At 42.1% G+C, this 26,063-nt stretch carries 26 protein-coding genes and 1 tRNA gene; 13 read left to right on the top strand and 14 right to left on the bottom strand.

The genetic code is table 11. From position 1 onward, the window contains the following. The first annotated feature begins 174 nt into the window (after positions 1–174). Positions 175–1,437, top strand: a complete 1,263-nt coding sequence (locus N1I80_RS18725; RefSeq protein WP_340739349.1) for a helix-turn-helix domain-containing protein — start codon at positions 175–177, stop codon at positions 1,435–1,437. Between the two features lie 17 nt (positions 1,438–1,454). Beyond that, entirely contained in the window at positions 1,455–1,595 is a 141-nt protein-coding gene (locus N1I80_RS18730) for a hypothetical protein (protein ID WP_340739350.1), read from the top strand. 64 nt (positions 1,596–1,659) lie between these two features. On the opposite strand, the gene N1I80_RS18735 is transcribed toward N1I80_RS18730, so the two are convergent. Then, positions 1,660–2,223: an NADPH-dependent FMN reductase gene (locus N1I80_RS18735; RefSeq protein ID WP_340739351.1), complete on the bottom strand. Its 564-nt coding sequence runs from the start codon at positions 2,221–2,223 to the stop codon at positions 1,660–1,662. Between the two features lie 102 nt (positions 2,224–2,325). After that, positions 2,326–4,251 carry a cation:proton antiporter gene (locus tag N1I80_RS18740; RefSeq protein WP_340740094.1) on the bottom strand — a complete coding sequence of 642 codons (1,926 nt, stop codon included), beginning with the start codon at positions 4,249–4,251 and terminating at the stop codon, positions 2,326–2,328. 288 nt (positions 4,252–4,539) lie between these two features. On the opposite strand from N1I80_RS18740, the gene N1I80_RS18745 reads away from it, so the two are divergent. Both N1I80_RS18745 and N1I80_RS18750 read left to right on the top strand, forming a co-directional pair. Further along, positions 4,540–5,607 (top strand): hypothetical protein, encoded by a 1,068-nt coding sequence (locus tag N1I80_RS18745; protein WP_340739352.1) that lies wholly within the window; start codon positions 4,540–4,542, stop codon positions 5,605–5,607. Positions 5,608–5,630: 23 nt separating this feature from the next. Continuing rightward, positions 5,631–5,816: an SE1832 family protein gene (locus N1I80_RS18750; RefSeq protein ID WP_340739353.1), complete on the top strand. Its 186-nt coding sequence runs from the start codon at positions 5,631–5,633 to the stop codon at positions 5,814–5,816. 90 nt (positions 5,817–5,906) lie between these two features. Here the strand turns inward: N1I80_RS18750 and N1I80_RS18755 are convergent, their stop codons facing one another. Beyond that, on the bottom strand, positions 5,907–6,452 hold the full coding sequence (locus N1I80_RS18755) for an RNA polymerase sigma factor (protein ID WP_340739354.1): 546 nt from the start codon (positions 6,450–6,452) through the stop codon (positions 5,907–5,909). 201 nt (positions 6,453–6,653) lie between these two features. After that, positions 6,654–7,886 carry a hemolysin family protein gene (locus tag N1I80_RS18760; RefSeq protein ID WP_340739355.1) on the bottom strand — a complete coding sequence of 411 codons (1,233 nt, stop codon included), beginning with the start codon at positions 7,884–7,886 and terminating at the stop codon, positions 6,654–6,656. A gap of 304 nt (positions 7,887–8,190) precedes the next feature. Between N1I80_RS18760 and N1I80_RS18765 the strand changes: the two genes are divergently transcribed. Then, positions 8,191–9,588, top strand: coding sequence for a dipeptidase (locus tag N1I80_RS18765; RefSeq protein WP_340739356.1), 1,398 nt, complete (start codon positions 8,191–8,193; stop codon positions 9,586–9,588). Here the strand turns inward: N1I80_RS18765 and N1I80_RS18770 are convergent. Both N1I80_RS18770 and N1I80_RS18775 read right to left on the bottom strand, forming a co-directional pair. Continuing rightward, positions 9,563–9,991 (bottom strand): hypothetical protein, encoded by a 429-nt coding sequence (locus tag N1I80_RS18770; protein ID WP_340739357.1) that lies wholly within the window; start codon positions 9,989–9,991, stop codon positions 9,563–9,565. The genes N1I80_RS18765 and N1I80_RS18770 overlap by 26 nt on opposite strands. 85 nt (positions 9,992–10,076) lie before the next feature. Then, the gene (locus N1I80_RS18775) at positions 10,077–10,658 is read right to left on the bottom strand and encodes a nitroreductase family protein (protein WP_340739358.1); all 582 of its coding nucleotides are present in this window, start codon (positions 10,656–10,658) and stop codon (positions 10,077–10,079) included. A gap of 172 nt (positions 10,659–10,830) precedes the next feature. Between N1I80_RS18775 and N1I80_RS18780 the strand changes: the two genes are divergently transcribed. Next, positions 10,831–11,676 (top strand): DegV family protein, encoded by an 846-nt coding sequence (locus N1I80_RS18780; protein ID WP_340739359.1) that lies wholly within the window; start codon positions 10,831–10,833, stop codon positions 11,674–11,676. 88 nt (positions 11,677–11,764) lie between these two features. Here the strand turns inward: N1I80_RS18780 and N1I80_RS18785 are convergent, their stop codons facing one another. From N1I80_RS18785 to N1I80_RS18800, 4 genes are all read right to left on the bottom strand, one after another. Next, entirely contained in the window at positions 11,765–12,250 is a 486-nt protein-coding gene (locus tag N1I80_RS18785; protein WP_340739360.1) for an amidase domain-containing protein, read from the bottom strand. 90 nt (positions 12,251–12,340) lie between these two features. Then, positions 12,341–13,069, bottom strand: a complete 729-nt coding sequence (locus N1I80_RS18790) for an amino acid ABC transporter ATP-binding protein (RefSeq protein ID WP_340739361.1) — start codon at positions 13,067–13,069, stop codon at positions 12,341–12,343. Positions 13,070–13,099: 30 nt separating this feature from the next. After that, positions 13,100–13,765: an amino acid ABC transporter permease gene (locus N1I80_RS18795; protein WP_340739362.1), complete on the bottom strand. Its 666-nt coding sequence runs from the start codon at positions 13,763–13,765 to the stop codon at positions 13,100–13,102. A 30-nt stretch (positions 13,766–13,795) separates the two neighbouring features. Further along, positions 13,796–14,614 (bottom strand): transporter substrate-binding domain-containing protein, encoded by an 819-nt coding sequence (locus tag N1I80_RS18800; RefSeq protein ID WP_340739363.1) that lies wholly within the window; start codon positions 14,612–14,614, stop codon positions 13,796–13,798. Between the two features lie 715 nt (positions 14,615–15,329). On the opposite strand from N1I80_RS18800, the gene N1I80_RS18805 reads away from it, so the two are divergent. After that, positions 15,330–16,064, top strand: a complete 735-nt coding sequence (locus N1I80_RS18805; RefSeq protein ID WP_340739364.1) for an IclR family transcriptional regulator — start codon at positions 15,330–15,332, stop codon at positions 16,062–16,064. A gap of 55 nt (positions 16,065–16,119) precedes the next feature. On the opposite strand, the gene N1I80_RS18810 is transcribed toward N1I80_RS18805, so the two are convergent. Both N1I80_RS18810 and N1I80_RS18815 read right to left on the bottom strand, forming a co-directional pair. Beyond that, the gene (locus tag N1I80_RS18810; RefSeq protein ID WP_340739365.1) at positions 16,120–17,409 is read right to left on the bottom strand and encodes a diguanylate cyclase domain-containing protein; all 1,290 of its coding nucleotides are present in this window, start codon (positions 17,407–17,409) and stop codon (positions 16,120–16,122) included. Positions 17,410–17,627: 218 nt separating this feature from the next. Next, positions 17,628–17,700 (bottom strand) — tRNA-Ala (locus N1I80_RS18815). A 67-nt stretch (positions 17,701–17,767) separates the two neighbouring features. Between N1I80_RS18815 and N1I80_RS18820 the strand changes: the two genes are divergently transcribed. Further along, positions 17,768–18,787 (top strand): DUF2804 domain-containing protein, encoded by a 1,020-nt coding sequence (locus N1I80_RS18820; RefSeq protein WP_340739366.1) that lies wholly within the window; start codon positions 17,768–17,770, stop codon positions 18,785–18,787. Between the two features lie 162 nt (positions 18,788–18,949). Continuing rightward, positions 18,950–19,420, top strand: coding sequence for a YusW family protein (locus N1I80_RS18825; RefSeq protein ID WP_340739367.1), 471 nt, complete (start codon positions 18,950–18,952; stop codon positions 19,418–19,420). Positions 19,421–19,515: 95 nt separating this feature from the next. On the opposite strand, the gene N1I80_RS18830 is transcribed toward N1I80_RS18825, so the two are convergent. Together N1I80_RS18830 and N1I80_RS18835 are read right to left on the bottom strand one after the other, a co-directional pair. Then, entirely contained in the window at positions 19,516–21,345 is a 1,830-nt protein-coding gene (locus N1I80_RS18830) for an ABC transporter ATP-binding protein (RefSeq protein WP_340739368.1), read from the bottom strand. After that, positions 21,326–23,068 (bottom strand): ABC transporter ATP-binding protein, encoded by a 1,743-nt coding sequence (locus N1I80_RS18835; protein ID WP_340739369.1) that lies wholly within the window; start codon positions 23,066–23,068, stop codon positions 21,326–21,328. The genes N1I80_RS18830 and N1I80_RS18835 overlap by 20 nt, the downstream gene beginning before the upstream one ends. 279 nt (positions 23,069–23,347) lie before the next feature. On the opposite strand from N1I80_RS18835, the gene N1I80_RS18840 reads away from it, so the two are divergent. Genes N1I80_RS18840 through N1I80_RS18855 form a run of 4 tightly spaced genes read left to right on the top strand, consistent with a single transcriptional unit; the run spans position 23,348 to position 26,037 of the window. After that, positions 23,348–23,722 (top strand): GntR family transcriptional regulator, encoded by a 375-nt coding sequence (locus N1I80_RS18840; RefSeq protein ID WP_340740095.1) that lies wholly within the window; start codon positions 23,348–23,350, stop codon positions 23,720–23,722. After that, on the top strand, positions 23,719–24,612 hold the full coding sequence (locus N1I80_RS18845) for an ABC transporter ATP-binding protein (RefSeq protein ID WP_340739370.1): 894 nt from the start codon (positions 23,719–23,721) through the stop codon (positions 24,610–24,612). Before N1I80_RS18840 ends, N1I80_RS18845 begins: the two co-directional genes overlap by 4 nt. Then, entirely contained in the window at positions 24,599–25,333 is a 735-nt protein-coding gene (locus N1I80_RS18850) for a hypothetical protein (RefSeq protein ID WP_340739371.1), read from the top strand. Before N1I80_RS18845 ends, N1I80_RS18850 begins: the two co-directional genes overlap by 14 nt. Next, positions 25,330–26,037: a hypothetical protein gene (locus N1I80_RS18855; protein ID WP_340739372.1), complete on the top strand. Its 708-nt coding sequence runs from the start codon at positions 25,330–25,332 to the stop codon at positions 26,035–26,037. The genes N1I80_RS18850 and N1I80_RS18855 overlap by 4 nt, the downstream gene beginning before the upstream one ends. Positions 26,038–26,063 lie beyond the last annotated feature (26 nt).

Raw genomic sequence — 26,063 nt, forward strand, 5'->3', positions numbered from 1 at the left:
CCCTTTTTACTCATGAAATTCGTGCACATATCCCAAAATTTCTTTCTTCTCCACTCTTGACTAGGTCGTATTACGTCTATATCATTATGAATATAAGTAATATTTAGAACTAATTGCAATAAATCATGTCTATTTACCTTCCTGCGATTTAATGAAGAAAGTAGGAGAGTTTTCTTGCATATCGGTACGAGGTTGAAAGAACTGCGAAACTTAAAAGGTATGACGCAAGCTGCAGTCAGTCAAGGGATTACCTCGGCACCCCATTACAGCAATATCGAGGGTGGCCACTTTGTGACTTCACAAGATATATTAGTATTGCTGGCTAAGCGATTGTCCGTACCTATTGGTTATTTAACACACGGACATGCTACGGACAAAAAAATAACCGTATTACTACGTCAATACGAGGATTTGTTAAATGAAGATCGATTAGAGGAAGCATTATCTTTTCGTGAAATGCATGAGAAAAGCTTCACGTACATCTATTCACTGCATCAGGAATTGTATTTTAGACTGTTAAGATCTATAGAATTTTTTAAAGGAAAAAATTTTGAGGCTTTCGGACAATACTACATTGATAAAATTGTTCCTTGCATAGGTCAAGACACACTATTTAATTTAAATACCTTTATTCAGGAAAAGTATAATTATATTTCTGGGTTATATTATTACATTAATGCTAACTATCAGGAGTGTATTCCGCTTTTTGTGAGTGTGTTAAAAATGAATGAAGACCCTTTGCTCCATGCTCGGCTTAACTTTAATATCGCTTTAGCTTATTTCCGTCTTCTCCACTACAATGATGCTCTAGAGTTTGTAAAAAAAGCAAAAGACCATCATCTGAATTTGCATAATTGGAAAAGTACTGCAGATTGCTATAATTTAATGGGTGTCCTTTATAAAGGACAAAAGGATTTTATAAATGCTGAAATCTATACTCTTAAAGGACTACATATCATTGGTGATACAGATATGGTTAGACAGGCAAGACTTCAACATAATCTCGCCATCATTTATAAGGAGCAAAAGCGACTTAGCGAAGCATTGGATGTAATCAATAGCTCGTTGGCTCTGAAGAAAGAGCATGATTCTGATGATTTATTTATCTCTTATCGCGGAAAATTAATCATTTTATTAGAATTAAAAGATGTTAAATTATTATTAAAAACGATCGAATTAGCACGTAGTACTTGTATAACTGAATTAGATAGAGTTCATTTGCAGGTCTTCGAAGGTAAGCTGTTTCTTTTACAAAATAACTATCCTAAGTACGAAAAATACATACAACAAAGTATTGACTATTATTTCAAACTGGAACGATTGGACGATTTAAAAGACTTAGCAGAAGAATTAGCAGAATACTATGCTGAGAGAAAACAATATAAAAAAGCTTATGAACTTAACAAAAAGTGTATTCTTGCATTAAAAAATATATAATTAGGAGTTGTTATTGTATGAAAAAGTTTCTGGTTATCACACTACTGCTTGTCGGATTTACCCTGTCAATTGTCTCTGCTCCTCTTAATTCAGCAAGTTCAATAGACAATGTTCCCGATCCACAAGTTAAACCATTCTCACAAAAAGATGTAATGTAAACACAAAAACCCCGCAGCACACTGAGTCTTTACTCAGTGTGCTGTGGGGTTTATTCATAACTTATTAGTTTTCATCCAATGCATCTTTCGATAAACCTTGACTCATTTCAGCATATTTCACGAAAACTCTTGCAAGCTCTCGCAAGCGGTTATGCACATCGTCGTCGATAATGGTGTTGTCCTTATCGAAATGACTCATATGGGTATAGACGTAGTTCGGTGTTACGAGGCAGCGGAAGTAATCTAAGATTGGCTTCAGTTGGTTCTCAATGACGAGATGATGTTGGTATGTACCACCATTTGCAACGATGGATACCGGTTTGTAACGCATGGTATGCGGATGTAGCATGTCGAAAGCATTTTTCAGCACACCTGGGATTGACCCTTGGAAAATCGGGGACGCCAATATATAGCCGTCTGCTTCTTCAAACTTTTTGACAAGCTGTTGCATGTCATCATTGTATTCAGCTAGTGGGCGACCATCGACAATTTGATGTGTGTAGTCTGCAAAATCCAAATATTCCAGTTCATAGCCACAACCAGTTTCTTCTATATAACCTTTAACTGTTTCGAGAACAGCGCCTGTTTTGCTGCCGATAATGGTCCCGTCCACAAACAAAACTTTCAACGATACTCACTCCTAATAACTAATAATCATAGCTCATCGTACCAAAGATAATGGCTGCCTACTCGAAAATTGGCTCAGACAACCATTTTTTCTTCTCGAAACTTATTTTGCTGAAAGCGGTGCTTCTCCTGGAATCATCGGCTTCTCCATCTTTTCATCCTCCATAAACTGCTCTTCTAGCTGCGCATACGGAATGATAATTTCGCCATTTTCCTCCTCAAGTCTCTCTTTCACGCGTTCAATCATTTTGGCCGGGGAGGTTAGAGCAATTATAGCATCGCCTGCGACAGCCTGACGCTCAATTTCTGGGGTAAAAAATTCAATCATACCGCCTGCTCGAAGGATATAAAGAAGAATCGATTTATCGTCTCGCTCACGTAAATATTGTGTGTAGCTATACTGTTTCGTCAGCACCGTTTTTCGGATGACATGCCCTGCACTCATCCGTTCCTCAAGATCATAGATGGATATGGCCGGCGAAAATAAGAGTTGACCTCCTGTAATTGTAAACGACTCAACATCATTACCGACTTGAAATGCAGTCTGGAATAAATAATCACTCCCAATATCGGGTGCGAAGTCCGCACAAATATGCGCATTATATATATCAGTTTTCGTCATTGCGAGGATGTAGCGATACGGCGTCAAATCGATATGGTATTCGACCTGCTCGGAAAGTATATCTCCAACGAAACTGTCCAGCCCTAGTTTCCTGGCATAGGACAAGCCTGCCCATGATTGGTCAATCAGTAGCACTTCATTCCCCGTATCTTTTACCGATTGCGCCAGTTCAGCCCCAAATCGGGTACCACCTGCAATCAGCACACCGGACTCGTCCGTTGTCGTAAGATTTAATTTCTTAGCTAAGAAACCAATCGAAAAGCCATGTAGGACAACCGTTGAGAATACTAGCGCGAATGTTAAGGCTGTTAATAATTCTGCATCCTGGTAGCCATTTTCAAGTAGAATCGTTGCAAAATAGCCGGACACCGTCAGTGCCACAATCCCCCTTGGAGCAATCCATCCGATAAGATGCTTTTCACGATTGTTCAACTCTGTACCAATCGTTGAAATCCAAATTGACAACGGCCTGACGATGAACAGCATCGCTAAGACATACAAAATGATACGCAGATTAAAAATTTCAATCAAAACATGTGGATCAAGCGATGCGGTCAGCATGACAAAAATCCCTGAAATCAGTAGAACAGATATATTCTCCTTGAAATGCCGGATATCATTCAACGTTGTCAATCGCATATTAGCCATCGCCATCCCCATTGCTGTAACGGCAAGTAGCCCTGTTTCATGCATAATTTCATCCGCAAAAACGAATGTAAAAATAACGAGCGCAAAGAGCACTGGTGCCTTTAAAAATTCAGGAATGCTGCCTCGTTCAAATGCATTGCCTATGAGACGCGCAACGCCCCACCCTAAAACAACAGCAAAAGCAGATGCGGCAAAGAATAATAGCAATGCTGTTAACGTCGCCTCTTTGTTCAAAAACTTAATGAACTCGAAAGCAAATACCGCTAGCAGCGCTCCGAACGGATCGACAACAATCCCTTCCCACTTCAAAATAGCTGCCGGACGCGGCTTCAGTTTCGCCTGCCTAAGCAATGGCAAAATAACCGTTGGCCCCGTCACAATGAACAAGCCACCGATGATAAAGGCAACCGCCCACGATAGTCCCGCTAAATAATGCGCCGCAAGCGACCCCGCAATCCATGCAATGAACGCACCGACTGTAACAATGCGCCCAACCGGCTTACTAAATCCTTTAATTTCTTTAAAATCAAGATTCAAACTACCCTCGAATAAAATAATTGCGACGGCAAACGTAATAATCGGACTAAAAAGCTCCCCCATACTCTCTTTTGGATTAATCAAACCAAAAATCGGCCCTACCAATAACCCCGCAACTGACATTACAACAATTGCCGGCATCCGAAACCGCCATGCCACCCACTGCGATAATATCCCAATAAGCACAACTAGCATTAGATCAAATAGTAGTGTATCGAACATTGACATCACCCCATCTCCTAAATATCGATTACGCCAAGGCGTAATTGCGTCCAAATTTTGAAGTGCGCTCGAGTCCTACAGGAAGGAATTGTAGCTCCTTCCCTCTTTGTTGCGACAGGAAGTCGCGAACTTAGACTGCCCTCATTAACTCTTTTCAAAATTTAAATGACACTAGTTTACCATAACAATAGTTGCAATCCACTTGATATGGCTAGATTGCAGGAAATTCATTTGTTAATACGCATACCTACTAGCCTCCTCACATACCGTAGAGGGATGGGTTTATCAATGTTGCATGAAAGGGTGATTCCAATAGACGGACAAGAAAAGAAAAGAGTCGCTATCCACCTTTCCCAATCAGATGGAAAAGGGACATATCCCGCACGTAGAGCAGCTATGATTGCACATAACTTAGCTGAAGAAACAGATATCATATTTTTATGTGGAGCAGATTCACCTCCAGCACCCGATGGCTTTAGAACAGTGGCAACTGTGAACAACACGGCCTTTTTACAAGCTCTTACGGCGATGAAACCTGATCTTTTAATTCGTGATAGTGGCTCCACTTTACGCGAAGAGGTTAAACAGATTCGTGAGCTCGTCCCTTCCATCATTCATTTCGATGATTTTGGTGACGGTGGCCATTCCGCTGATCTTGTTTTTCAAACATTGTATGCTGAATCGAATGATAAAGTGCCAGACCATTATGTTGTTGGAATCGAAAGCTTCATGGCTGACGACAAGATGGTTGCATTGAAACAAATTGGCTTACACAAAGAACGACCGGGGACCCTTCCCCATCTCGTCATTTCATTTGGCGATGAGGATACCGGAAACTTGACGTACCGAGCTTTGCGCCATATGATGCAGCTCCAAATCCCTCTAAAAGTGACTGTTGTCGTTGGGGAACAATATGCACACGATACAAGTACATTACGCATGATGGCCCTTGGCAGACGCAATACAATCATAGTAGAGCACCCACATCATTTTGCAGAAGTATGTGCGGATGCAGACGTTGTTTTATGCGCTTCCGGCTATATGCCTTATGAAGTGGCAGTAATGGGCATTCCTTGCGTCGTACTGGCGCAAAATGATTTTGAACTCGGACTCGCCTTTCCAAAAGAGCAACATGGCTTCATTCATCTCGGCCTCGGCCGAAAAATAAAACAGTCCAGCTTGCTAAACGCTGTCATGGAACCATTGCTGCACGAACCGCTACGCAAAAAAGCCATTGCACGCCAAACCGCCCTTGGAATGGGTGATGGAAAAGACGCAGTCTGCGAGGCCATTCGCTACTACCTTGAGTATCCTAAGCGACCTGCAGGAAAAGAAACGTTCGATATGCTACACTAGGGAAAAATGCGAGGTGTTTCCTTATGAATAAACGTCAAATAGAGAATGAGATTGTTGAACTCAAAATGGATTATATCAATCTACAGGGTGATATTGAGAAGCTTGAATCGACGGGGAATAATAGTTTCGTCAGGAAAGCGGAGATACGTTTAGCGACAATGGAAGAACGATTAGCCGAACTGAATAAGCAACTAGCGGAATTCGAATGAATCAAATACGACTTGGCGTATTTGCGTCCTGCTGAACAAAGTTGAAGGCTATCCTGGGAATGGGATAGCCTTTTTCATGCTTATTCACTTTTACGCAATGACGTATTCACGTACCGCAGTGTCTTCCATCATTAGTTCCTTCAAATATTTCTTAGCGCGGAACAAGCGTGACTTCACTGTGCCAATCGATACTTTCATCACTTCAGCAATTTCGATCAGCGAATATTGATGGACATAGAAATACTCAATTGTTTTTCTATAAATCGCATCGAGTTCACTAATTTTTTGTTGAACAAGTGATTGAATATCATTTTGTTCAACCAACTCGGCCGGTGTTAGGCTATCGCTTGGCACAAGGTCTAGAATCGGTACATCTAGTGTATCCGGCTGGTTCATAACATGCTTGCTTCTTCTAACGTCTTTTCGATAACGATCGCGGAATGTGTTCATGCAGATGGTTGTCAACCATGCTTTCATATGATCCACATCATCCATTCGTCCACTGTAACGAACGACTTTCAGCCACACGTCCTGCATAAGATCCTCTGCTTCTTCTTTATTGCGTGTCAATTTAAGACATAGATGATATATGTATCGGCCGTATTCTTCGTACAACCCGTTGAGATTTTTTTTCATAGGATAACGCCTCCGTCTTCTATCTGTTATCCCTATTATCAACAACTCCAACATTTCAAACCATCGTATTCTCTTTCAGTTGACTTACAAACGTGTAAGGGTCCATGAACATTACGTGACTAAAACAAAAGCACAGGGTGCCTGGAGGTTAGACGGGAGAATCCCTGCAACCAGTTAAGCTAGTTACAGGGATTCTTGACTTTATTCATCGTCACGAATTGTAATTGTCATACGGATAATTCGACTGCGCTCCATCTTTTCGATTTCCAAACGTAAATGATTGTATGTAAATCGTTCTCCCTGCTCTGGAACGTGACCGAGCTCTTGTAAAACGAATCCACCAAGCGTATCGTTATCCATCGGCAACTCAATATCGAGCAGATTCATCGCCTCTACAATCTCAAGCCGTCCATGACAAACGAGCTGATTCGCTGTTTGTTTATAGACCAAAACTTCTTCATCAATATCCGTCTCATCCTCAATATCCTGACCAATCATCTCTTCGATAATATCTTCATGCGTCACAATGCCAAGCGTTCCACCGTATTCATCTAACACTACTGCCATATGCTTTTTCTTCGCAAGCATCAGCTTGAACACCTTCTCGACGCTTGCTGACTGCACGACGTACATCGGGTTACGGTCAATCAATTCACCAAGTGTTTTCTCTGGATTCATCGACCATGCTATAAACATTTTCGAATAAAACATGCCAACAATCGTATCCATATTATCCTCATAAACGGGATAGCGGGTATAGAAATATTCCAATATCGTCTCGCGTACTTCTTCATACGTCGCTTCAATCGGTAAACCGACAATGTCTGTACGGTGCGTTTCAAGGACGTCAGACACATCCTTGTCTGGAAAATCAAGCACTTCCTTCAATCGATCCGATTCCTCTTGCTTAAACGTTCCTTCTATAGAAGCAATGTCAACCATCGACCTCAAGTCGTCCTTCGTCAATTTCGCTTCTGTTACAGTACCTTTCGAAATGATCCGAATGAACATGTTGGTGAACAAAGATAGGATCGCTGTAAGCGGTGTCAAAATTTTCACGAAAAGAATAATCGCAGGTGCAACGATAAAGGCAATACGATCAGCAAACGTTGCAGCAATTGTCTTCGGTAACACTTCACCAAAAACGATAATAATAACTGTCAGAATCCCTGTCCAAATACCGACACTCAGCCCTTTGTCGATAGCAATCATCGTTACGATTGTCGGCATCATAATATTCGCGATATTATTGCCGATTAAAATAGCTGTAATCATACGGTCCGGTTTCGAAATCAGTTTCTGCAGCCTAATTGCCTGCACGTCTCCCTGATCCGCACGAAACTGGACCTTCATCCTGTTAACTGCTGTTAGTGCCGTCTCGCTTCCAGATAAGAAGAACGACATGCATAAAAAGAATCCCAGTGCGATAAACAAAAGCTGTTCCTCCCAAAGTTCGTTTGTTTCCGTTCATTTCGTTATTTTAAATAGCATACCATAATATTCATATTTACGTATGACTTACTTACTCCATTTCCACCCGTTCTGCTATACTATTTTTAGTGGAGCTTAGGAAGGTAACCTAAGTACGCCGCATCGTGCGGCAACAAGGAAGGATGCAGTTCAATCCTTCCCCATTGCATGACCGACATCCTGTCGGCCCCAAGCTCGGAAAAAACCCGAACATAATCATGCTGGAGCGTGATTGATTAACGAAATTATTTTGAAAAGAGGGATTGTGTTGACACATTTAAAGACACTTGATGGTTATTTTACAGAACAACGCGATGAACATCTCGGACAATTAAAGGAATTCCTCCGCATTCCAAGTATCAGCTCTTTATCTGAGCATAAAGGAGATATGCAAAAAGCGGCAGAGTGGCTCAAGGCTTCATTCCAAAAGGCTGGACTTGAAAACTTGTCGATTGATGAAACCGATGGGCACCCGGTTGTGTACGGTGATTGGCTACATGCGGAGGGCAAGCCGACGATTCTGGTCTATGGGCATTATGATGTGCAACCTGTTGATCCGCTACATCTATGGGATAGCGCACCATTTGAACCCGAAGTACGGGATAATAAATTATATGCGCGTGGTGCAAGTGATGATAAAGGGCAAGTATTCATGCATGTCAAAGCCGTTGAGGCATTGATGCAGAAGATGGGTAGCTTGCCGGTCAACGTAAAGTTTTTCATTGAGGGCGAAGAAGAAATCGGTAGTCCGAGTTTGGAGAAATATATTGAGGCCAACAAGGACAAACTAGCAGCTGACGTCATCGTTATTTCGGATACAGGCATGCAAGGACCGGGACACCCCGCGGTTTGTTATGGTTTACGTGGATTATGTGGTGTGCAAATCGACGTGCAAGGTGCGAAAAGTGATTTGCATTCCGGCTTATACGGAGGCGGCGTAGCCAATCCGATTCATGCACTGGCGGAAGTTTTGGCTTCGTTCCGTGATCAGGAAGGTACGATTGCCATTGAAGGGTTTTACGACGCTGTTCGTCCACTGACTGACGAAGAACGCGAAGCTTACAAGGCTCTAGGTTTCGATGAAGAGGCTTTGAAAGAGGAAGTTGGCGTAACGGAATTGTTTGGTGAAAAAGGATTTTCGTATTTAGAGCGCACATGGACTCGTCCAACGCTTGAAGTGAACGGCGTATTCGGTGGGTTTTCTGGTGAAGGTATTAAAACCGTGTTGCCAGCAGAAGCAGGCGCAAAAATCACTTGCCGCCTTGTGCCTGACCAAGACCCCGACGATATCATCGAAAAACTGAAAGCCCATATCGAGCAGCATAAGCCCGCGGGCGTAACGGTAACAGTGAGTGAATTCGACAAAGGAAAACCATTCATCACACCGTTTGACCATCCTGCTATTCAGGCAGCGGGTCGCTCGTATGAAAAAGTGTATCATGTGCCGACTGCCTATATTCGAGGTGGCGGGTCGATTCCGATTGTGGCAGCTTTCGATGAAATCTTACAGCTACCTGTTGTTCTAATGGGCTTCGGACTGTCATCGGAAAACTTCCATGCGCCAAATGAGCATTTCCATTTAGAGAATTTTGACCAAGGATTGCGCGTCATCGGGGATTATTATTATGAAATTGCTAGTTTTACGAAGGATGAATTGAAGAAGTAACTGTTTCGCCGGACTCTCGTTGGTAGGGTCCGGCTTTTCGTTGTTCGTTGCGCACAGGAACTCTCACATTGCGTGCGAGAACTCTCACTTTGCGCGCGGGGACTCTCACTTTGCGCGCGGGGACTCTCACTTTGCGCGCGGGGACTCTCACTTTGCGCGCGGATACTTTCACTTTGCGCGCGGATACTCTCACTTTGCGCGCGGGGACTCTCGCATTGCGCGCGGGGACTCTCACATTGCGCGCGGGGACTCTCACATTGCGCGCGGGGACTCTCGCATTGCGCGCGGGGACTCTCGCATTGCGCGCGGGGACTCTCGCATTGCGCGCGGGGACTCTCGCATTGCGCGCGGGGACTCTCACATTGCGCGCGGGGACTCTCACATTGCGCGCGGGGACTCTCACATTGCGCGCGGCATTTCACAATAACCCCTCTCAAAAAAGCGCCAAGACTGCATACTAACATGCAACCTTGGCGCTCTCTATTTTATTACTCTTCGTCCTGTCCATAATACGTAACAATCTCTTCAAGCGTTTTCCGTTTTCCCGCTTTTGGAATTTCATCGAAATAGCCAAATTGCAGCATGCTAATAATTCGTTCGCCTGGTTTAACGCCGAGCTCTTCTCTGAATTTCGGATTGTCGAGGAAACCAGGTGTTTTCCAGCATGTCCCGATTCCTTTATCCCACGCGAGAAGCTGAACATTTTGAATGAACATACTCGCTGCGGCGTAGTCTTCAAGACGCTCTTTTTGACGAGCATCTTCCGGAACAATGACAAATGCGACTGCACCTGGTCCCGTGAATTTCTTCATTTGTTTTTCAAGAGCATCTTCCGATAGATCCTGCCATTTCGCCACGCCATAGTCGCGCAACACATCTAGAAATTTCACATAGGCTTTATCGGCTGCAACTACAAAGCGCCACGGATTTCGGTTGCCATGGTTCGGTGCCCATGTAGCATCCTCCAATATTTCAGCAATATTTTCCGGATCTACCGGCTGACCATTAAAATTCTTTATTGAACGACGCGAAATAATCGCATCCCTAACAGACAAAGCCTGTCCATTCATAAATCATGTCCCCTTTTATGCCATACTACGTTCATTATACCCTAACCGCAGTCAAGTTGACACTTCTTCAGTGTAATATCACTCTACTGACAACTGTCAAAATACATTAAAATTACTTTTCATGGTATAGTAATAGTAATTAAAAAAACATAGATAAGGATTGATTTAGTTTATGAATAAAAAGCCGATTGCGTGGATTGTAGATAGCACCGCCTATGTTTCAGAGGAACTCCAACAGCATCCAGACTTCTTTTCAGTCCCTTTGAATATACATTTCGGTGAAAAACAGTTTGTTGATGGAGTCGACCTAAATCCCGAACAATTATACGCTAAAATAAAAAATGCAGAAGAGTTTCCAAAATCGTCACAGCCTTCCGCTGGGGAGTTTGCAGAACGATTTAAAGTTATCGCGGAGCAGTATGAACAAGCCATCGCGGTTCATGTGTCAGGCAAATTAAGTGGGACGCTCGCCTCTTCGACAGCTGGTGCAGAGCTCGCAGGGTTTCCTGTGACATTTATCGACTCCTTGGCCCTATCCTACGGCATTACTGGGTTAATCGAAAAAGGTATGGATATGTATGAAAGCGGAGCAAGCGTACCGGAAATTAAAGCTGAGCTTGAAAAAATGGCAGGAACATTACAGAACTTCATTTTAATTGGCCAGCTTGACCAATTGTATAAGGGCGGCAGAATGAGTGGAGTGCAATTTTTCCTTGGCAGTTTGTTAAAAGTGAAGCCGATTGTTCAAATTTCGAAGGAAGGCGAATTGGTAGCGATCGATAAAGTACGGTCCGAGAAAAAGGCACTCCAATATTTAGTCGATAAGCTAGCGGCTAGCCATCATCCTCGTAGAAAGAGTATCCACCTTATGCATGGCAACGTCTTGGATCAGGCCGTACATTTGAAAAACTTAATTACAGAACAGGTACCCGATTTAGAGGTTAAGATTGGTGACATCAGTTCCGTACTTGCCGTTCACGCGGGAGAGGGGACACTTGCCGTATTATGGTTTGATTAATTGCTAAAAGCAGTCCGTCTACTAATACTAAAGGCGGACTGCTTTTGTTATGTCTAGACCCTGGGCACCAGATGCCCTACGCTTTTATTTAAGAAAACTTATCGTTAATTTTAAAAAAGATATATTTGGCGTTAGGTGAAAACATATAAGAATCCTTGTAATCCCACAGGCGATGTTGCGCGTCGAATGTATGCGCATTGACAAACGGAACCCCGTCGACCTTCGCCGTAACAATCGTCGAATGATCAAATCGGCCGTCTCCTTCAAAATCATAAACAATGACGTCCCCTAATCCTAATTGCTCAGCTGACGACACTTGTGTAGCCGTCAATCCTTTTTTTGAAGTAGCTAAATACCAACGCATGGAATGAGACACGGACCAACTAAAACTCCATGTCCCCCCTCGCAGCCACCAGCCTCGCTCGCGATTTGGGTAGCCATGCATCGGCGCCCCACCCGCCAACAAGCATTGGGATATGAAATTGGTGCAATCCACATCAAACACTGGAAATGCTGGATTACGGCCGTTCCACCATTCGTTCGCGTAACGTACTGCCGCTTCCCTATCGTACATGAATCAAACGCCTCCTTACATCATCGTATGAAAACAAACTAACTATTATAAGAAGACTATTCACACCAAAAAAATGAACCACTAGAAATTCTAGTGGTTCAGTACTTTAGCTAAGAAATTCTTTGCCCGGTCTGAATCGGGATTGGTGAAAAACTTTGATGGTGGTGCTTTCTCTACGATTTTGCCTTCTGCCATGAAAACAATTTCATCACAAATCTCTTTGGCAAAACCCATTTCATGTGTGACGACGACCATTGTCATACCGTCTTTTGCTAATTTCCGGATAGCATCGAGCACTTCTGTTACCATTTCCGGATCGAGTGCTGATGTTGGTTCGTCGAATAGCATCACTTGCGGATCCATAGCCAGTGATCGCGCAATGGCAACACGTTGCTGCTGACCACCTGAAAGACGATTAGGATACGCATCAAATTTGTCACCAAGACCAAGGGACGTTAATAATTCCTTCCCTCTCTTCTCCGCCTCTTCTTTACTCATTCCCTTTACCTTCAAGGGCGCTATCGTAACATTTTGAAGCGCTGTCAAAAATGGATACAAGTTAAAGTTTTGAAAGACGAATCCGATATTAATGCGTGCTTTGTTGATATCTGTCTTTTTACCATGAATCGATATGCCATCCACAATTATTTCTCCGTTATCAATCGGTTCAAGTGCATTGATTGTGCGAATCAATGTCGATTTTCCGGCACCGCTTGGTCCTATTAAGGCAACGACATTAGATTTCGGTACTTCAAGTGAGACATCGGTAAGAACCTGGTGAGAACCGAATGATTTATTGACATCGCTAATTTTAATCATAAAAGACACCCCTTTATTACAAGCTTACACTTAGTTCTCACGTGACAACATCCGTTTCTCGAAGTATCGAATAATTAGCGACAAGCTGAACGTCATGACGAAATAAATAACAGCGACAAATGTCCACACTTCTAACGGACGAAACGATGTTGCAACTAAATTTTTGGCATTCATTGTTAAATCGATTACTGAAATGATTGAGACGAGAGATGAATCTTTTATTAAAATGATAAACTGTGATGCCAAGGGTGGCAGCACGCGTCTAAGTGCTTGCGGTAAGACAATATATCGCATAGCGGTAAAATGAGACATACCTGATGAACGAGCTGCTTCCATTTGCCCCTTAGGCACCGCCTGAATCCCAGCTCTGACAATTTCCGCGATAAAAGCACCGGAGAAAACAGCAAGTCCCACTACAGCAGACCAATAAGGTCCCAGTCTAACAAATTGACCTAGCACAAAAAATATCCAAAATAACAGAACAAGTAATGGAACACCACGCATTACTTCAACATATATAGAAGATATTGAATTGAAAATCCTATTACTAGATATACGTCCTAGTCCAAAAATAATCCCAATCGGTATAGCCAACAAAAGAGCTAACGCTGAAATTTCCAGCGTTTTTATTGCTCCATCTATAAATACTTCCTTATTATTTGTTATGACACTCCAATCATAACTGTAGCCGCCCATGCATTTCCCCCCCTTGCAATTGAAGAAGTGTTATTCGTCTACCACTTCATTCAACCAATCGCCTGTTTCAAACCACTTCGTTCTTGAAGCCAATTCCGCTGGACTATCAATATAGTTCGCTAAAAATGAGTTAAGCCACAAAATTGTTTCAATGTCATTTTTCTTTACTGCGATTCCCAAGTTTTCTGAAGAAATTAAGCCTTCGATAGGTCTAACCTGGTCGCCATTGCGAAGTTTCCAGACTGCGATTGCTGGTTCATCATATAGAACAGCATCTGCTTGCCCTTGCACCATCGCTGTTGCAGCAGATGGGAATTCTTCAAAATCCATTACCTCTGCATTTTTGAAAATATCTTTCGCTAAAAGGGCCCCAGTTGTCCCAATACCAACCGCTATCTTGTTCCCTTTTACATCTAGCTCTTCCCATGACTTCGTCGTATTATTTGATCCTGGAACCATGATTCCTTGACCTGTTTGATAATAAGGGTTTGAAAAACTGACAGCAAGTGCGCGGTCCCCCCGTATTGTCATTCCTGCAAGAATCATGTCAATTTCTCCTGTTTGTAGCGCTGGAATAAGCCCATCAAACGTAAATTGTTTATATTCCACAGGTACTCCTAACCATTCCCCAATCGCATTTGCCGTGTCCACGTCATAGCCAACAAAGTCACCATTTGGATCCTTCATGTCAAATGGGAAATAACCCGGCGACATTCCGATGACTAACTTCTTATTTTTCGCCACGTTTTGCAATGTCGAATTTTCTGTAGAAATTGTCCCACCGTCATTACTACATCCCGCAATAAGAAGGACCGTAATCATAAGCATTGCCGTCAACCACTTTTTCATCTCTCTTCATCCCCTTTTTGATATATTAAAATAGTTATCAGCCTGTTCGACTGAATTAGGTAAAGTATAGAGTAATCCCCTTACTCTGTCTATTCAAAATTTCAAATTATTCTAACCTAACCAGGTAAAATACAGTGCATAAAAATACCTTTCCGCTTGATATTTCATACTTTTATCTTAGGTCTTCTCGGAGAACATAAAGAACTACTACGTTTGAAGCCATATAAGTAAATGCATACTTATACCCTTAATTAAATAAAATAAATGAAGTCACGCCACAAAATAATTTACTATGCATCGAAAAATAGTATGTCACAGTCCTGAAATAGTGTATAACATTTCTTGGATTAAGGTTTTTGAATGTCTACTTTGGAAATACTTCTGCCCCATGCCCCCTCTCTAATGACATCCACCTCTTATTTGAAAGCGCTTTCAAATATGTAACTAAAACTACCTAAAGTAGGATTTACCTATAATCAAGTAAAATATCAACAAACGAATTCCGTAATGCGGAATTAATTCCACTACATGAAAGTATTTGATAACTTATATTAAATCGAATTTCAAGAAGTTTGTCAATAGTTTTTCGTCAAATAGAAAAACAGCTTATTCAATATACAATAATAGTAAAATCGAGTAAAATGATTCTTATGCTTCTGAAAAGGTACAAAGAATGAGTATAGTATTAGCTGAAAAAATGTGAGGAGGGAACTTAATGATCCAATCTATTAATAGGGCAATGCAAATTATTGAAGTGCTGTCTGATCCGAAAAAAGAAAACTGGTTAATCACAGAATTAGCTGAAGAAACAGGGCTGCCAATTAGTACTGTCTATCGTTTGATACAGTCCTTAATGCAACATGGACTTGCAACACAAATTAAAGATACGAAACAATATAAATTAGGTTACAAGTGGATCGAACTTGGATTGAAGATGTTTGAAAAGGTAGATGTTCGTGTTGTTGCAAAACCTTTTTTGGAAAAATTAGCGCTTGACGTGGAGGAAACAGTCTATCTCAATCTCCCAAACGACACTAATTCAATTACTATCGATCGGATTGAAAGCCCTCGAAACGTTAAAATTATTGACCGCATTGGGGAAATAATCCCTTTACATATTGGAGGAGCAAACAAAACAATTTTAGCCAATCTTCCCCCCAGCGAGATTGAACGTATTTTAGGGCAACTCATACCAACTGAGCACAAAAGAGAAGCTTTTAAGAATGAATTACATGACGTGAAGCGAAAAGGCTATGCTGTAAGTTATGGGGAAAGGACAAAAGGAACCATTGCTGTTGGAGCCCCTATCTTCAATTTCGATGACCGGGTTCTTGGAGCAATTAGTATTGAAGTTTTGTCCTACGATATTACGGATGATCGTTTAGCTTTTTTTATCGAAAAAGCCTATGAAGTTACCCATCAGATTTCATCGAGACTTCGTGGTGAATAAGAAACCAGACTCCTGCTAGGATTGCATAAAAAAAGTACCCGATTAGACTAGGTACTTACTGAGAATGGATGATATAGAAACAGTTCTTCCCTGACTTTTTCGCTTCATACATTGCATCATCCGCATCTTTCAAAACGGAGGTCACTGTTGCTGTTGTCGATGCGACGAGCGCAATTCCAATGCTAGTCGTCACATTCAGATTGGTGTGCTTCACCAGCCACGGTGCTTTCATCGCAGATTGAATCACCATTGCGGTTTCCTGCGCAAGTGCTTCAGTCTCAACATTGGGCAATAATAGAACAAACTCATCGCCACCAAGACGTGCTACTACTGCATCCGGACTGATACTATCAGATAATCTTCTACCAAACTCCTGAATGACAGAATCGCCAACATCATGACCAAATTGATCGTTAATGTTTTTAAAATAGTCGATATCGAGCAAGTATACTGCAAACCCATTCCCTTCTTCCCGAAATTGATTTAACTCAACTGACAATCGATCAGTCAGTAGGCGACGATTCGGCAAGTCTGTTAAAAAATCATGGTTTGCAAAATACTCTAGCTTGTCCTCATTCTTTTTTTGCATCGTTACATCGCGAATTATTATTACCATATGCTTAAAATTATTCCATTTATCATAAACAGGACTCGCCTTCAATTCTGACCAAAGCCAGCCATCAGCTTTATGTTTGATCCTTACGCGCAAGCTGTAAGTTTTGGCATTTAGCTGCGCTTTTATAAATTTTTGCGTTAATCTATCTGCATCATCATGATGCACAGGCCATAGCGCTGGTCCTCCAATATACGCAGAAGAATCATAGCCGAAAACCGCTCGACTTGAGGGTGATACGTAGGTATACTCGTACCGGTCATTAATTAGCACAATGACATCCTGCGCATTTTCTGCGATGATTCGAAATTGTTTTTCGCTTTGAACAAGCTCGCTCCAAGAGTTTTCACTTTCTAGTTGTGCAATTTTTTCATTCGTAATATTTTGTACGACACCCATAATGTGAGTAAGTTTACCTGCTTTATCAAATAAAGGCGTCAAGCGAGTATGAGAATAATTCCGATCCCCCGAAGACGACAAATAAGAATCTTCGTAGGTTGCTACTTTTTTTGTTTGTAGCACTTTGCTATATTGATAATTCAAGATTTGACTAAGCTCTGCATCGTGTACTTCACTAAAGGTTTTCCCGATTGCAGTTTGATCTACATTGGCGTGCCTAAGCGCCAGATGATTGAAATAAGCATAGGTAAACGTTGAATCCTCTTCAACCTTCGAGATAAATACCATATCCGCGAGCGCTTCCATTAAAGTAGTATCAAAAGGTAATACCATATCACCGAACATCCCTATTTTCCTTTCTTAATAAGCAGTTATGAGTTTTTTGAAAATTTGACATCAATTCAATATACCATTAAAGAGGAAAACTTCAACCTATCTCATGCAATTTCATACTAGAAAAGTTTGTCTTAAAAACTGAATAAGGTTAAATTCCGTTCTCCAATCAGCAAAAAAAGTATCCTAATACAACGGATACTTTTTTCTATTTCATATGGAGCATAGGGGGCTCGAACCCCTGACCTCTTCACTGCCAGCGAAGCACTCTCCCAGCTGAGCTAATGCCCCGAAAATTTGATACAATAAGAATTATAACAATAAGTTTCAAAAAAGACAATAGGCAGGGGGAGTCTTCATGCAACATGCAGAAAGAGAAATCACTAGGCCCGTTGCGCTATGTGACAGCAAGGGGCAATTGAACCCAGAAGCAATTGGTTTCGCTCGGCAACCTCTTATTCAGAGTAATTTAACAGGCCATTTCATGCGGAAAAAGAAATGGAATTATTGGTGTGTGTACGGAGAGGATCTATTATTTTCTGCAACAATCAGCCATATCGATTACGCAGCTGTCTGTTTTGTCTATATTTTAGATTATGAAACACAACGATTTTTTGAAAAGCAAATTACAATTCCAGTAGGACGTAGTGTCAAAATGCCTGTGGATGTTCTTGGTAGCGTTAAATTCGTCAACGATAGCTTGACTGTCCAGATTGTCAATATGCAAGGTGAAACACATCTATCCGTCACTATTCAAGACTTTGACAATGAAGTGCTTCATGCCGATTTGCATATTATTCATCCACCAGATGATGAATCATTGAATGTCGTGATTCCTAAAAGTCGTGACATTTTTCAATTCACTGCAAAGCATCATTCACTTCCTACATCCGGTTTCGTCAAAATCGGTGACAAACGCTATGATTTCAATCCGGACTATAGCTTTGCCGTACTCGATTATGGACGAGGTGTTTGGCCACGCAAAGCCGAGTGGAACTGGGCAATGGCATCGCAACGGCTTGGCAATCGCCGAATTGGGTTGAATTTTGGTGGTAAATGGACAGATGGAACGGGAATGACAGAGAATGCTGTATTTATAGATGGCATGATGACTAAAATTCATGAAGATGTCTTGTTTAGTTATGATCAGGATAATTTTATGGGACCTTGGAAAATTCAAACAAAGTTTTCAAATACGGTCGACATCACGTTTACACCATTTTTTGAGCGAATCGCCACAACTAATGTCAAATTTGTTCGTACAGAGGTCCACCAACTCGTTGGCTATTTCAATGGTAAAGTGCAGCTCCTAGACGGCTCCATGCTACATATTCGAAATATGCTTGGTTGCTCAGAAGAACATATCGCAAAATGGTAATGCCTTAATTTCTGCAAAAAAACGCAGAAATGCAGCAAACCGACCCCTTTGTTTGATTGGTTGAAAAGCCGTTTTTTTCATGGAACGAAACGTCCTTTGGTTTAATTCGCCCGTATTTAGGTAAACTATACATAAGAAATTTATTTGAAGGGTATGGTCTAAATGCGTAAACTTACGATACTTATCGCCGCAACATTATCGGGTGCTTTGATGCTCAGTAGTTGTGGAAACTTTGGTAAAAATGCCGATAAACCAAACCGAGAAGATGCGACGATTATTCTGGAGGACGAGAAAGCTGGAGGTTCTCTTGAAACTGGGGATGGCTATGGTTTCACATCCTTTGAGCTTGATATTGAAGTCGATGGCAAAGATGCAATTGAAGCCGAATATCAGGTGGGCAAAAAATTGGATGTAGATTATGACAATAAACTCACCAATATCAAATTGAAAGATAGCGCCGCAATGGATGAGCTCGGTAAGCTTTTTATGGATATTCTCATCACCAAGGATACACCGCCCCAAGAAGTAATCGATAAAATTTTAAAATGGTATCAGCTAGACAGTTACTCGAAGTTCGATTTAGAGGTCGACTTTGATGATGGCACAAGGCTTGATATTGAAGAAGTACAATAATTAATTAAGCTGCTGCGAAGTTGCATTCAAAAATATTTGCTGATTCACGCTAAAAAGGCTACAAGGACACTGATACCCTTGTAGCCTTTTTAACATTATACTTTCGACTCCATCAACATATTGTAATAAACCCCTTGACGCTCAATTAACTCCTGTTGGTCCCCAGACTCAATCAGCTTTCCTTGCTCCATAACATAAACTGTATCGGCTTTCCGTACTGTGTTCAATCTATGCGCAATGACAAAGCTCGTTCTACCCGCCATCAATCGGTCTAACGCTTCTTGAATTTGTAATTCTGTCACTGTATCAATGCTACTCGTTGCTTCATCCAATAGAAGGAGAACTGGATCAGCAACGAGTGCCCGCGCAATCGATAACAACTGCTTCTGTCCCTGGGAAATCTCGCCACCATCCGCAGTTAACACGGTATCATAACCATTTTCCAAACGGCTGATGAAGCTATGTGCATTAGCCTTTTTCGCCGCCGCCATCACTTCTTCATCAGTCGCCTCCAACTTGCCATAGCGAATATTTTCAAGAACGGTTGCTTCAAAAAGAAAAGGATCCTGCAACACAAACGCCGTCTGACTTCGCAAGGTCTTTCGTGGTAGTTCACTAATAGGGATACCGTCAATATAGATTTCACCTTTATCGACTTCATAGAACCTAGCGAGCAACTGCATAATCGTCGTCTTTCCTGCCCCTGTCGCGCCAACAAATGCCACTGTCTCCCCAGCTTTCACGTGAAATGACAACTCATCAACCGTGTAGCCATCCTCTTCCGCCGTATACCCAAATGCCACATTGCGAAATTCAACATCCCCACGCAATATTGTCTCTGCATGCGCTGTCGCTTCATCCTCTTCAATCGGCTCATCCATAATCTTAAATACACGTTCCGCTCCGGCAATCGCGGACAGCACCGTGTTAAATTGATTTGCTAGGTCATTGAGTGGACGCGTGAACTGGCGTGCAAATTCAGAGAAAATAACGATCATCCCAATCGTCACAACCCCATCGCCTCTCAGTGCCAGTAACCCACCCACACCTGCTACGACTGCAAAAGCAGCGTTATTCAGCATATTCATCACCTTGGGAATGAAACCAGAATACGTCAACGCCCAGAAACCTGTCTGCCGAAGTCGGTTACTTTTCTCCGCAAACTCTTCCATAACACGTTGTTCCTGCGAGAATGCTTTGACGATACGCTGACCCGAAATCGTTTCTTCAATCATGCCGTTCAATTCACCGACTGCCTGCTGCTGTTCTTTAAACAATAAACCCGTACGGCGTGTAATCCAGCGCATCGCCACGAACATCACAGGCACGATAATCATCGTTAGTAGTGTCAACAACGGACTTAAATACAGCATAACCGCCAGCGTCCCTGTTAGCGTTAAAATACTTGAAAATACTTGGATGAAAGAAGAGTTCAACGTTTGACTGATGTTTTCAATATCATTCGTCACTCGACTCATCAACTCTCCATGTTGCCGCTTATCAAAAAAAGGTACCGGTAATTTCTGGAGATGAGCAAACAAGCTTGTACGTAATCGGAAAATGGTTTGCTGTGCAATGCCGACCATCCAAAAACTTTGAAAATAAGTCGCAAATGATTGTCCTACGTAAATGACAATTAGCAAACCGATTTGAGTACTGAGACCATCAAACTGCATAGGAATGATATAATGATCAATAATTTTCCCAATCATCAATGGTCCTAGTAATGCCAACACAGAACTGACGAAAACAAGAGCTAGCACTGTTATGAGAAGGCTTCGCTGTTCATCGACCAGTTTCCAAATCCGGTAGAGCACTGATTTCCAGTTACTTGCCCGCTCTCCCTTTTTCTTTTTAGGATTTTTTAAATCTTCTTTTGTAATGATAGGTTCATAGCCAAACGGTTTACGAATTATGCGTAGCATCGGACACCACCCCCTCTTCTGACTGAGATTGTGCTATTTTCTGGTAGAGCACAGATTGCTTCATCAGGTCGTCATGCGTACCGTAGCCGACAACCTTGCCTTCGTCGAGGAGAAGGATTTTGTCTGCCCCCTGTGCTGTGCGTATTTTCTGTGTCACGACGAGCATCGTTGCATTTTCTCCTGCAAGAGCATCCCATAACGCCGTTTCCGTTTTAACGTCCAGTGCACTTGTACTATCGTCTAAGATAAGAATTGCTGGTTTCCGGACAAGCGCCCGCGCAATCGATAGCCGCTGCTTTTGTCCACCTGATAAGTTCACGCCTTTTTGCCCGACTCGCGTGCCATACTTTTGTGGGAATAAGTCGATCGATTCATGAATTTGCGCTTTTTTTGCCGCCATTTCCAATTCATCCACATGCGCTTCCTTATCACCCCATGACAAGTTTTCCAAAATGGACCCTGTAAATAAAATCGACTGCTGTGGTACAAGCCCAATCGTATCGCGCAAATCCTTTAACGCCCAGTCCTTCACTTCAGTTCCACTGACAAAAATCTCCCCACTCGTCGCTTCAAAAATACGAGGAATTAAGTTCAGCAAGGTCGATTTCCCCGAGCCAGTCGCACCCATTATCGCAAGCTTCTCCCCTGCTGCTACATGAAAGGATACGCCATCGAGTATTGGTGTGAGCTTCCCTGGATAGCTAAACGACACATTATCAAATCGCAGATCACCTTCCAACTGCCCCAGTCCTGAACTTTCTGTTTTGTGAATTTCCAGGTCTTCATTCACAAGGAGTACTTCTTCCATCCGTTCTGCCGAAGCCTTGGCACGTGAAAAGACAATAATGATGAATGCAAACATCGAAAACGCTCCTGTCATCCGCATTGCATAGTTGACGATGGCTACAAGTTCTCCTACTTGCGCGCCACCATCTTGGACTTCCACAGCACCGAACCACAGCACAGCCATTAGACTACCATTCATGACAAGTAGTAAGACCGGTAAAATCAGCTCCATCATCCGCATTGCTTTAACCGTGTCTTTTCTAAGTAAATCAGATACTTTTGAAAAACGACTAGCCTCGTACATACCACGTAGATAGGCTTTAATCAGCCTAACCGCCTGTAAATTCTCCTGAATGACACGGTTGACTCGATCTAATCGGTGCTGTACGCCAGCAAAATAACCGACCCCTTTTTTCGACATGAAATACAGGAATACAAGTAGAAACGGAGCCCCAATGACTAATAAAAAGGCAAGTTTGACATTGACGAAAAAGGCCATGATTAAACTACCCACTACTAGTAGCGGTGCTCGTAACATAATACGCAATCCCATGAACAGAACGTTTTGCGTCATCGTTACATCACTTGTGAGGCGAGTAATGAGAGCAGCCGTTGGAAAGCGTAAGAATGTCGCCATCGAAAAGACCTGAACTTGGTGGAAAAGTGCCTGTCGTACATCATAACCAAAGCCTTGTGCCACATGTGCAGCAAAATAAGAATTGATAACGCCAGAAAATAAAGCTACGAAGGCGAGTCCCATCATGGCGCTTCCCCATGTCCAAATGACTGTCTCATCGCCCGCAAGAATACCCTCATCGATAATTTTTTTAATGAGTAACGGTTGGATAAGTTCAACAGCTAGCTCCATTAACATCAGTATTAACGCAATGACAATCGGCCATTTATATGGCTTCGCATAAGAAAAAACTGTTCTCATTTTTTGACCCCCAGAAAACTCTTTCGTTTCACGAATTATTCAATAGTAGCCCTAATTATGCCATAGGAGATGTAATGTGTATAGCCAATCGGACTGAATTATACGATACTTTCGAATACATTATAAAAATCACTTGCTTGCACTCAATCCACCTTTCATCGCAAACCGGGACCTTCATACCAATCAGACTTTCTATCAGTTGCTTTTTATTCCAAAATGACATATAGTACATTACAACAGTAATGCACTAATAATTGGGAGGTGACGTGCTTGCTCGACGTGGATGGTTCAAAACCGATTTACATACAAATTGCAGAGTGGATTGAGAAGGCCATTATTGATGAAACGCTACCGGCTGACGAAAAAGTCTATTCACAATACCAGCTGGCTGAGCTTTTTAACATTAATCCGGCAACGGCGGGAAAGGGGCTAACGTTATTGTTAGAAGCGGAAATCATCTATAAGCGGCGTGGGCTCGGCACGTTCGTTGCACCGGATGCGCGTGACAAGCTACTTGCTAAACGTAAGGCAGAAACGCTGCGGCGGCTCATTCAAGAGTTGCTCACTGAAGCTACACTTCTTGGCGTCGATGAACAACATCTATTCGCAATGATTGAAGCCGAACGCGCACAAAAAAGGGGGAATGAGTCATGATTGTGATTGAATGTAACGATGTGACAAAAACATATGGCAATCATCATGTGTTAGATAAAGTGAATTTCACCATCAAGGAAGGCGTACTAACTGGCATTATTGGCAGGAACGGGGTTGGTAAAACGACACTGATGAAAATGATTGCTGGCTTCCTAAGAGAATCTTCCGGAACTATACAGGTTTTTGGCGAACAGCCTTTTAATAATTTAAAAGTATCGACTAATACGATTTTTATTGACGATGCCATGCACTTCCCAGACTCAATGACCTTGCAGGATATTTTGCATGAGTGTCAGCGTTTCTATCCAAATTGGGATGCGGAACTAGCTAGCCGTCTCATTGGCTATTTTGTCTTCCATTTAGGGGGCCAGCACCGTCTTTTATCGAAAGGGAAAAAGAGTACATTCAACGCCATTATTGGACTTGCCGCACATTGTGCACTCACCATTTTTGACGAGCCAACGACTGGCATGGATGCTGCGGTTAGAAAAGATTTTTACCGTGCACTATTGAAAGATTATTTAGCTCACCCACGGACGATTTTGATGTCGAGTCATCATATAGAAGAAATCGAGGATTTGCTGGAGGATATTCTACTTGTTCATGAGGGGAAAGTTCAATTCCATGGCCCTATCTCTGACCTTCAGGAAATGTTTGTTACATTACAAGGTACGGCTGAGCTACTGGCAATTCATACACTAGGTAAAAATATCATCAGCCAACATACACTTGGTCCTTATTCCGAATGGACAGTCGAAAACACGTTTACTGCTGATGAAATCAAACGACTGCAAACAGCCGGCATTAGCCTATCCCCCGTTTCGGCGAATGATGCGTATATCGCTTTAACGACCCAAGTGCAAGGAGGCATCGATCATGTATTTAACTGAGCCAAAATTCTTGGATATCGTTCGGCAGCAATTTCGTTTTAAGATGAATGCCAATGCCTCAGCGTTCACGAAACTGATTGTTTTACAACTTGCCTTTCTCTTTATGAATCATAGCTACGGAACTTCACTCGGAAATAATACAATTCAAATTTACGAGCAGAACTTCTCAAATACCTCTATAGTAGGTGCTACCTGGCTCTGGGCGTTCTTTCTAGGACTCCTGCTAACTTCTGCTGCTCAGCGTAATGAATCCTTTACGTTTGTGACGAACCGGTTCAGTTATCACGGAGCCAATTTCTTATTTATGCTCACGGCTTCCATCATCGGTGGACTAACAGCTGTTTTGATAGGCTCTGTTTTGAAATTATATACCCTTTTGCGATTTGAAGACATCATTATTAGTTCACAACAAGGACTTTTTGCTGCTCCAGCTGACTTTTTCATACAACTGATGACAGCTATTGCCTATACGATGCTGTTCTTTATGCTGAGCTATACTATCGGTATGTTTATTCAACTGAATAAGGCTTTCCTTTTACTATTTGTAATAGGCTGGATTATCTTGGCCATTATAGGTGGTTTCCCTTTTATTCAATACATTTTCGAGTTCTTTTGGCATGAGCATTCCATCACTCTCTTCTTATTAAAAATAAGTGGTACAGTTCTTGGATTATTTGCACTTTCTGTAGAAATTACGAATCGCTTGGAGGTGAAAAGATGATTAATTCCTTACTCATTATCCTTGTCATCTTCGGCACATTATTTTACATCCTATTTCGGAAAAATAAATCAACCGTTACACGACCAATAATAAATTTCAATAGCAGAAGGCATTTCGCCCTCATCATCGGCTATATTGTATTCCTATTAGCTGTGCTTGTGACTGCGGAAATCGTCGGGCAGCAATATCAATCTCTTCCAGCGTCAGATAAATTAACAAAAGCCGATTATACCGAACTCAATTATAATCACCATCTAAGCATAGGTGAAGTCGATGCAGCCATCAATGCTTCACAACTCATCGAAAAAAGAACACATCCAGCAGGTGACACGCTGACCATTCGAAACACGTATGATGATGCTTATATATATATCGAACGAAAAAGTACTGATGATGGCGTCATTGAGGAATTACTCTTTAAGCCTAGGCTACTTGTCAATGAACATAATTTCTCTGACAAAGTTCAGGTAGAGAAACCGGTTTGGCAAGACAATATACTAACTATACGACCACAACCGATTTCTGAAATTCGATACGCTCGGTTCTACGACAGTGTACTTCTAAACCAAATGACCCAAACAAAGTTGCGTAACTCGACGAATCCTGGCTATGCGACAAGCCAACTCGTCGTCTACTTACTCGTCCCAGAAGGTATCAAAATCGAAGCATCTTCTGAAGATTCTATTCAATACGTTAGAAATTAACAAAAGGACCGAGCCCCAGTGGGATT

It is taken from the genome of Sporosarcina sp. FSL K6-3457, from assembly GCF_038007285.1.
In the GTDB taxonomy this organism is placed as follows: domain Bacteria; phylum Bacillota; class Bacilli; order Bacillales_A; family Planococcaceae; genus Sporosarcina.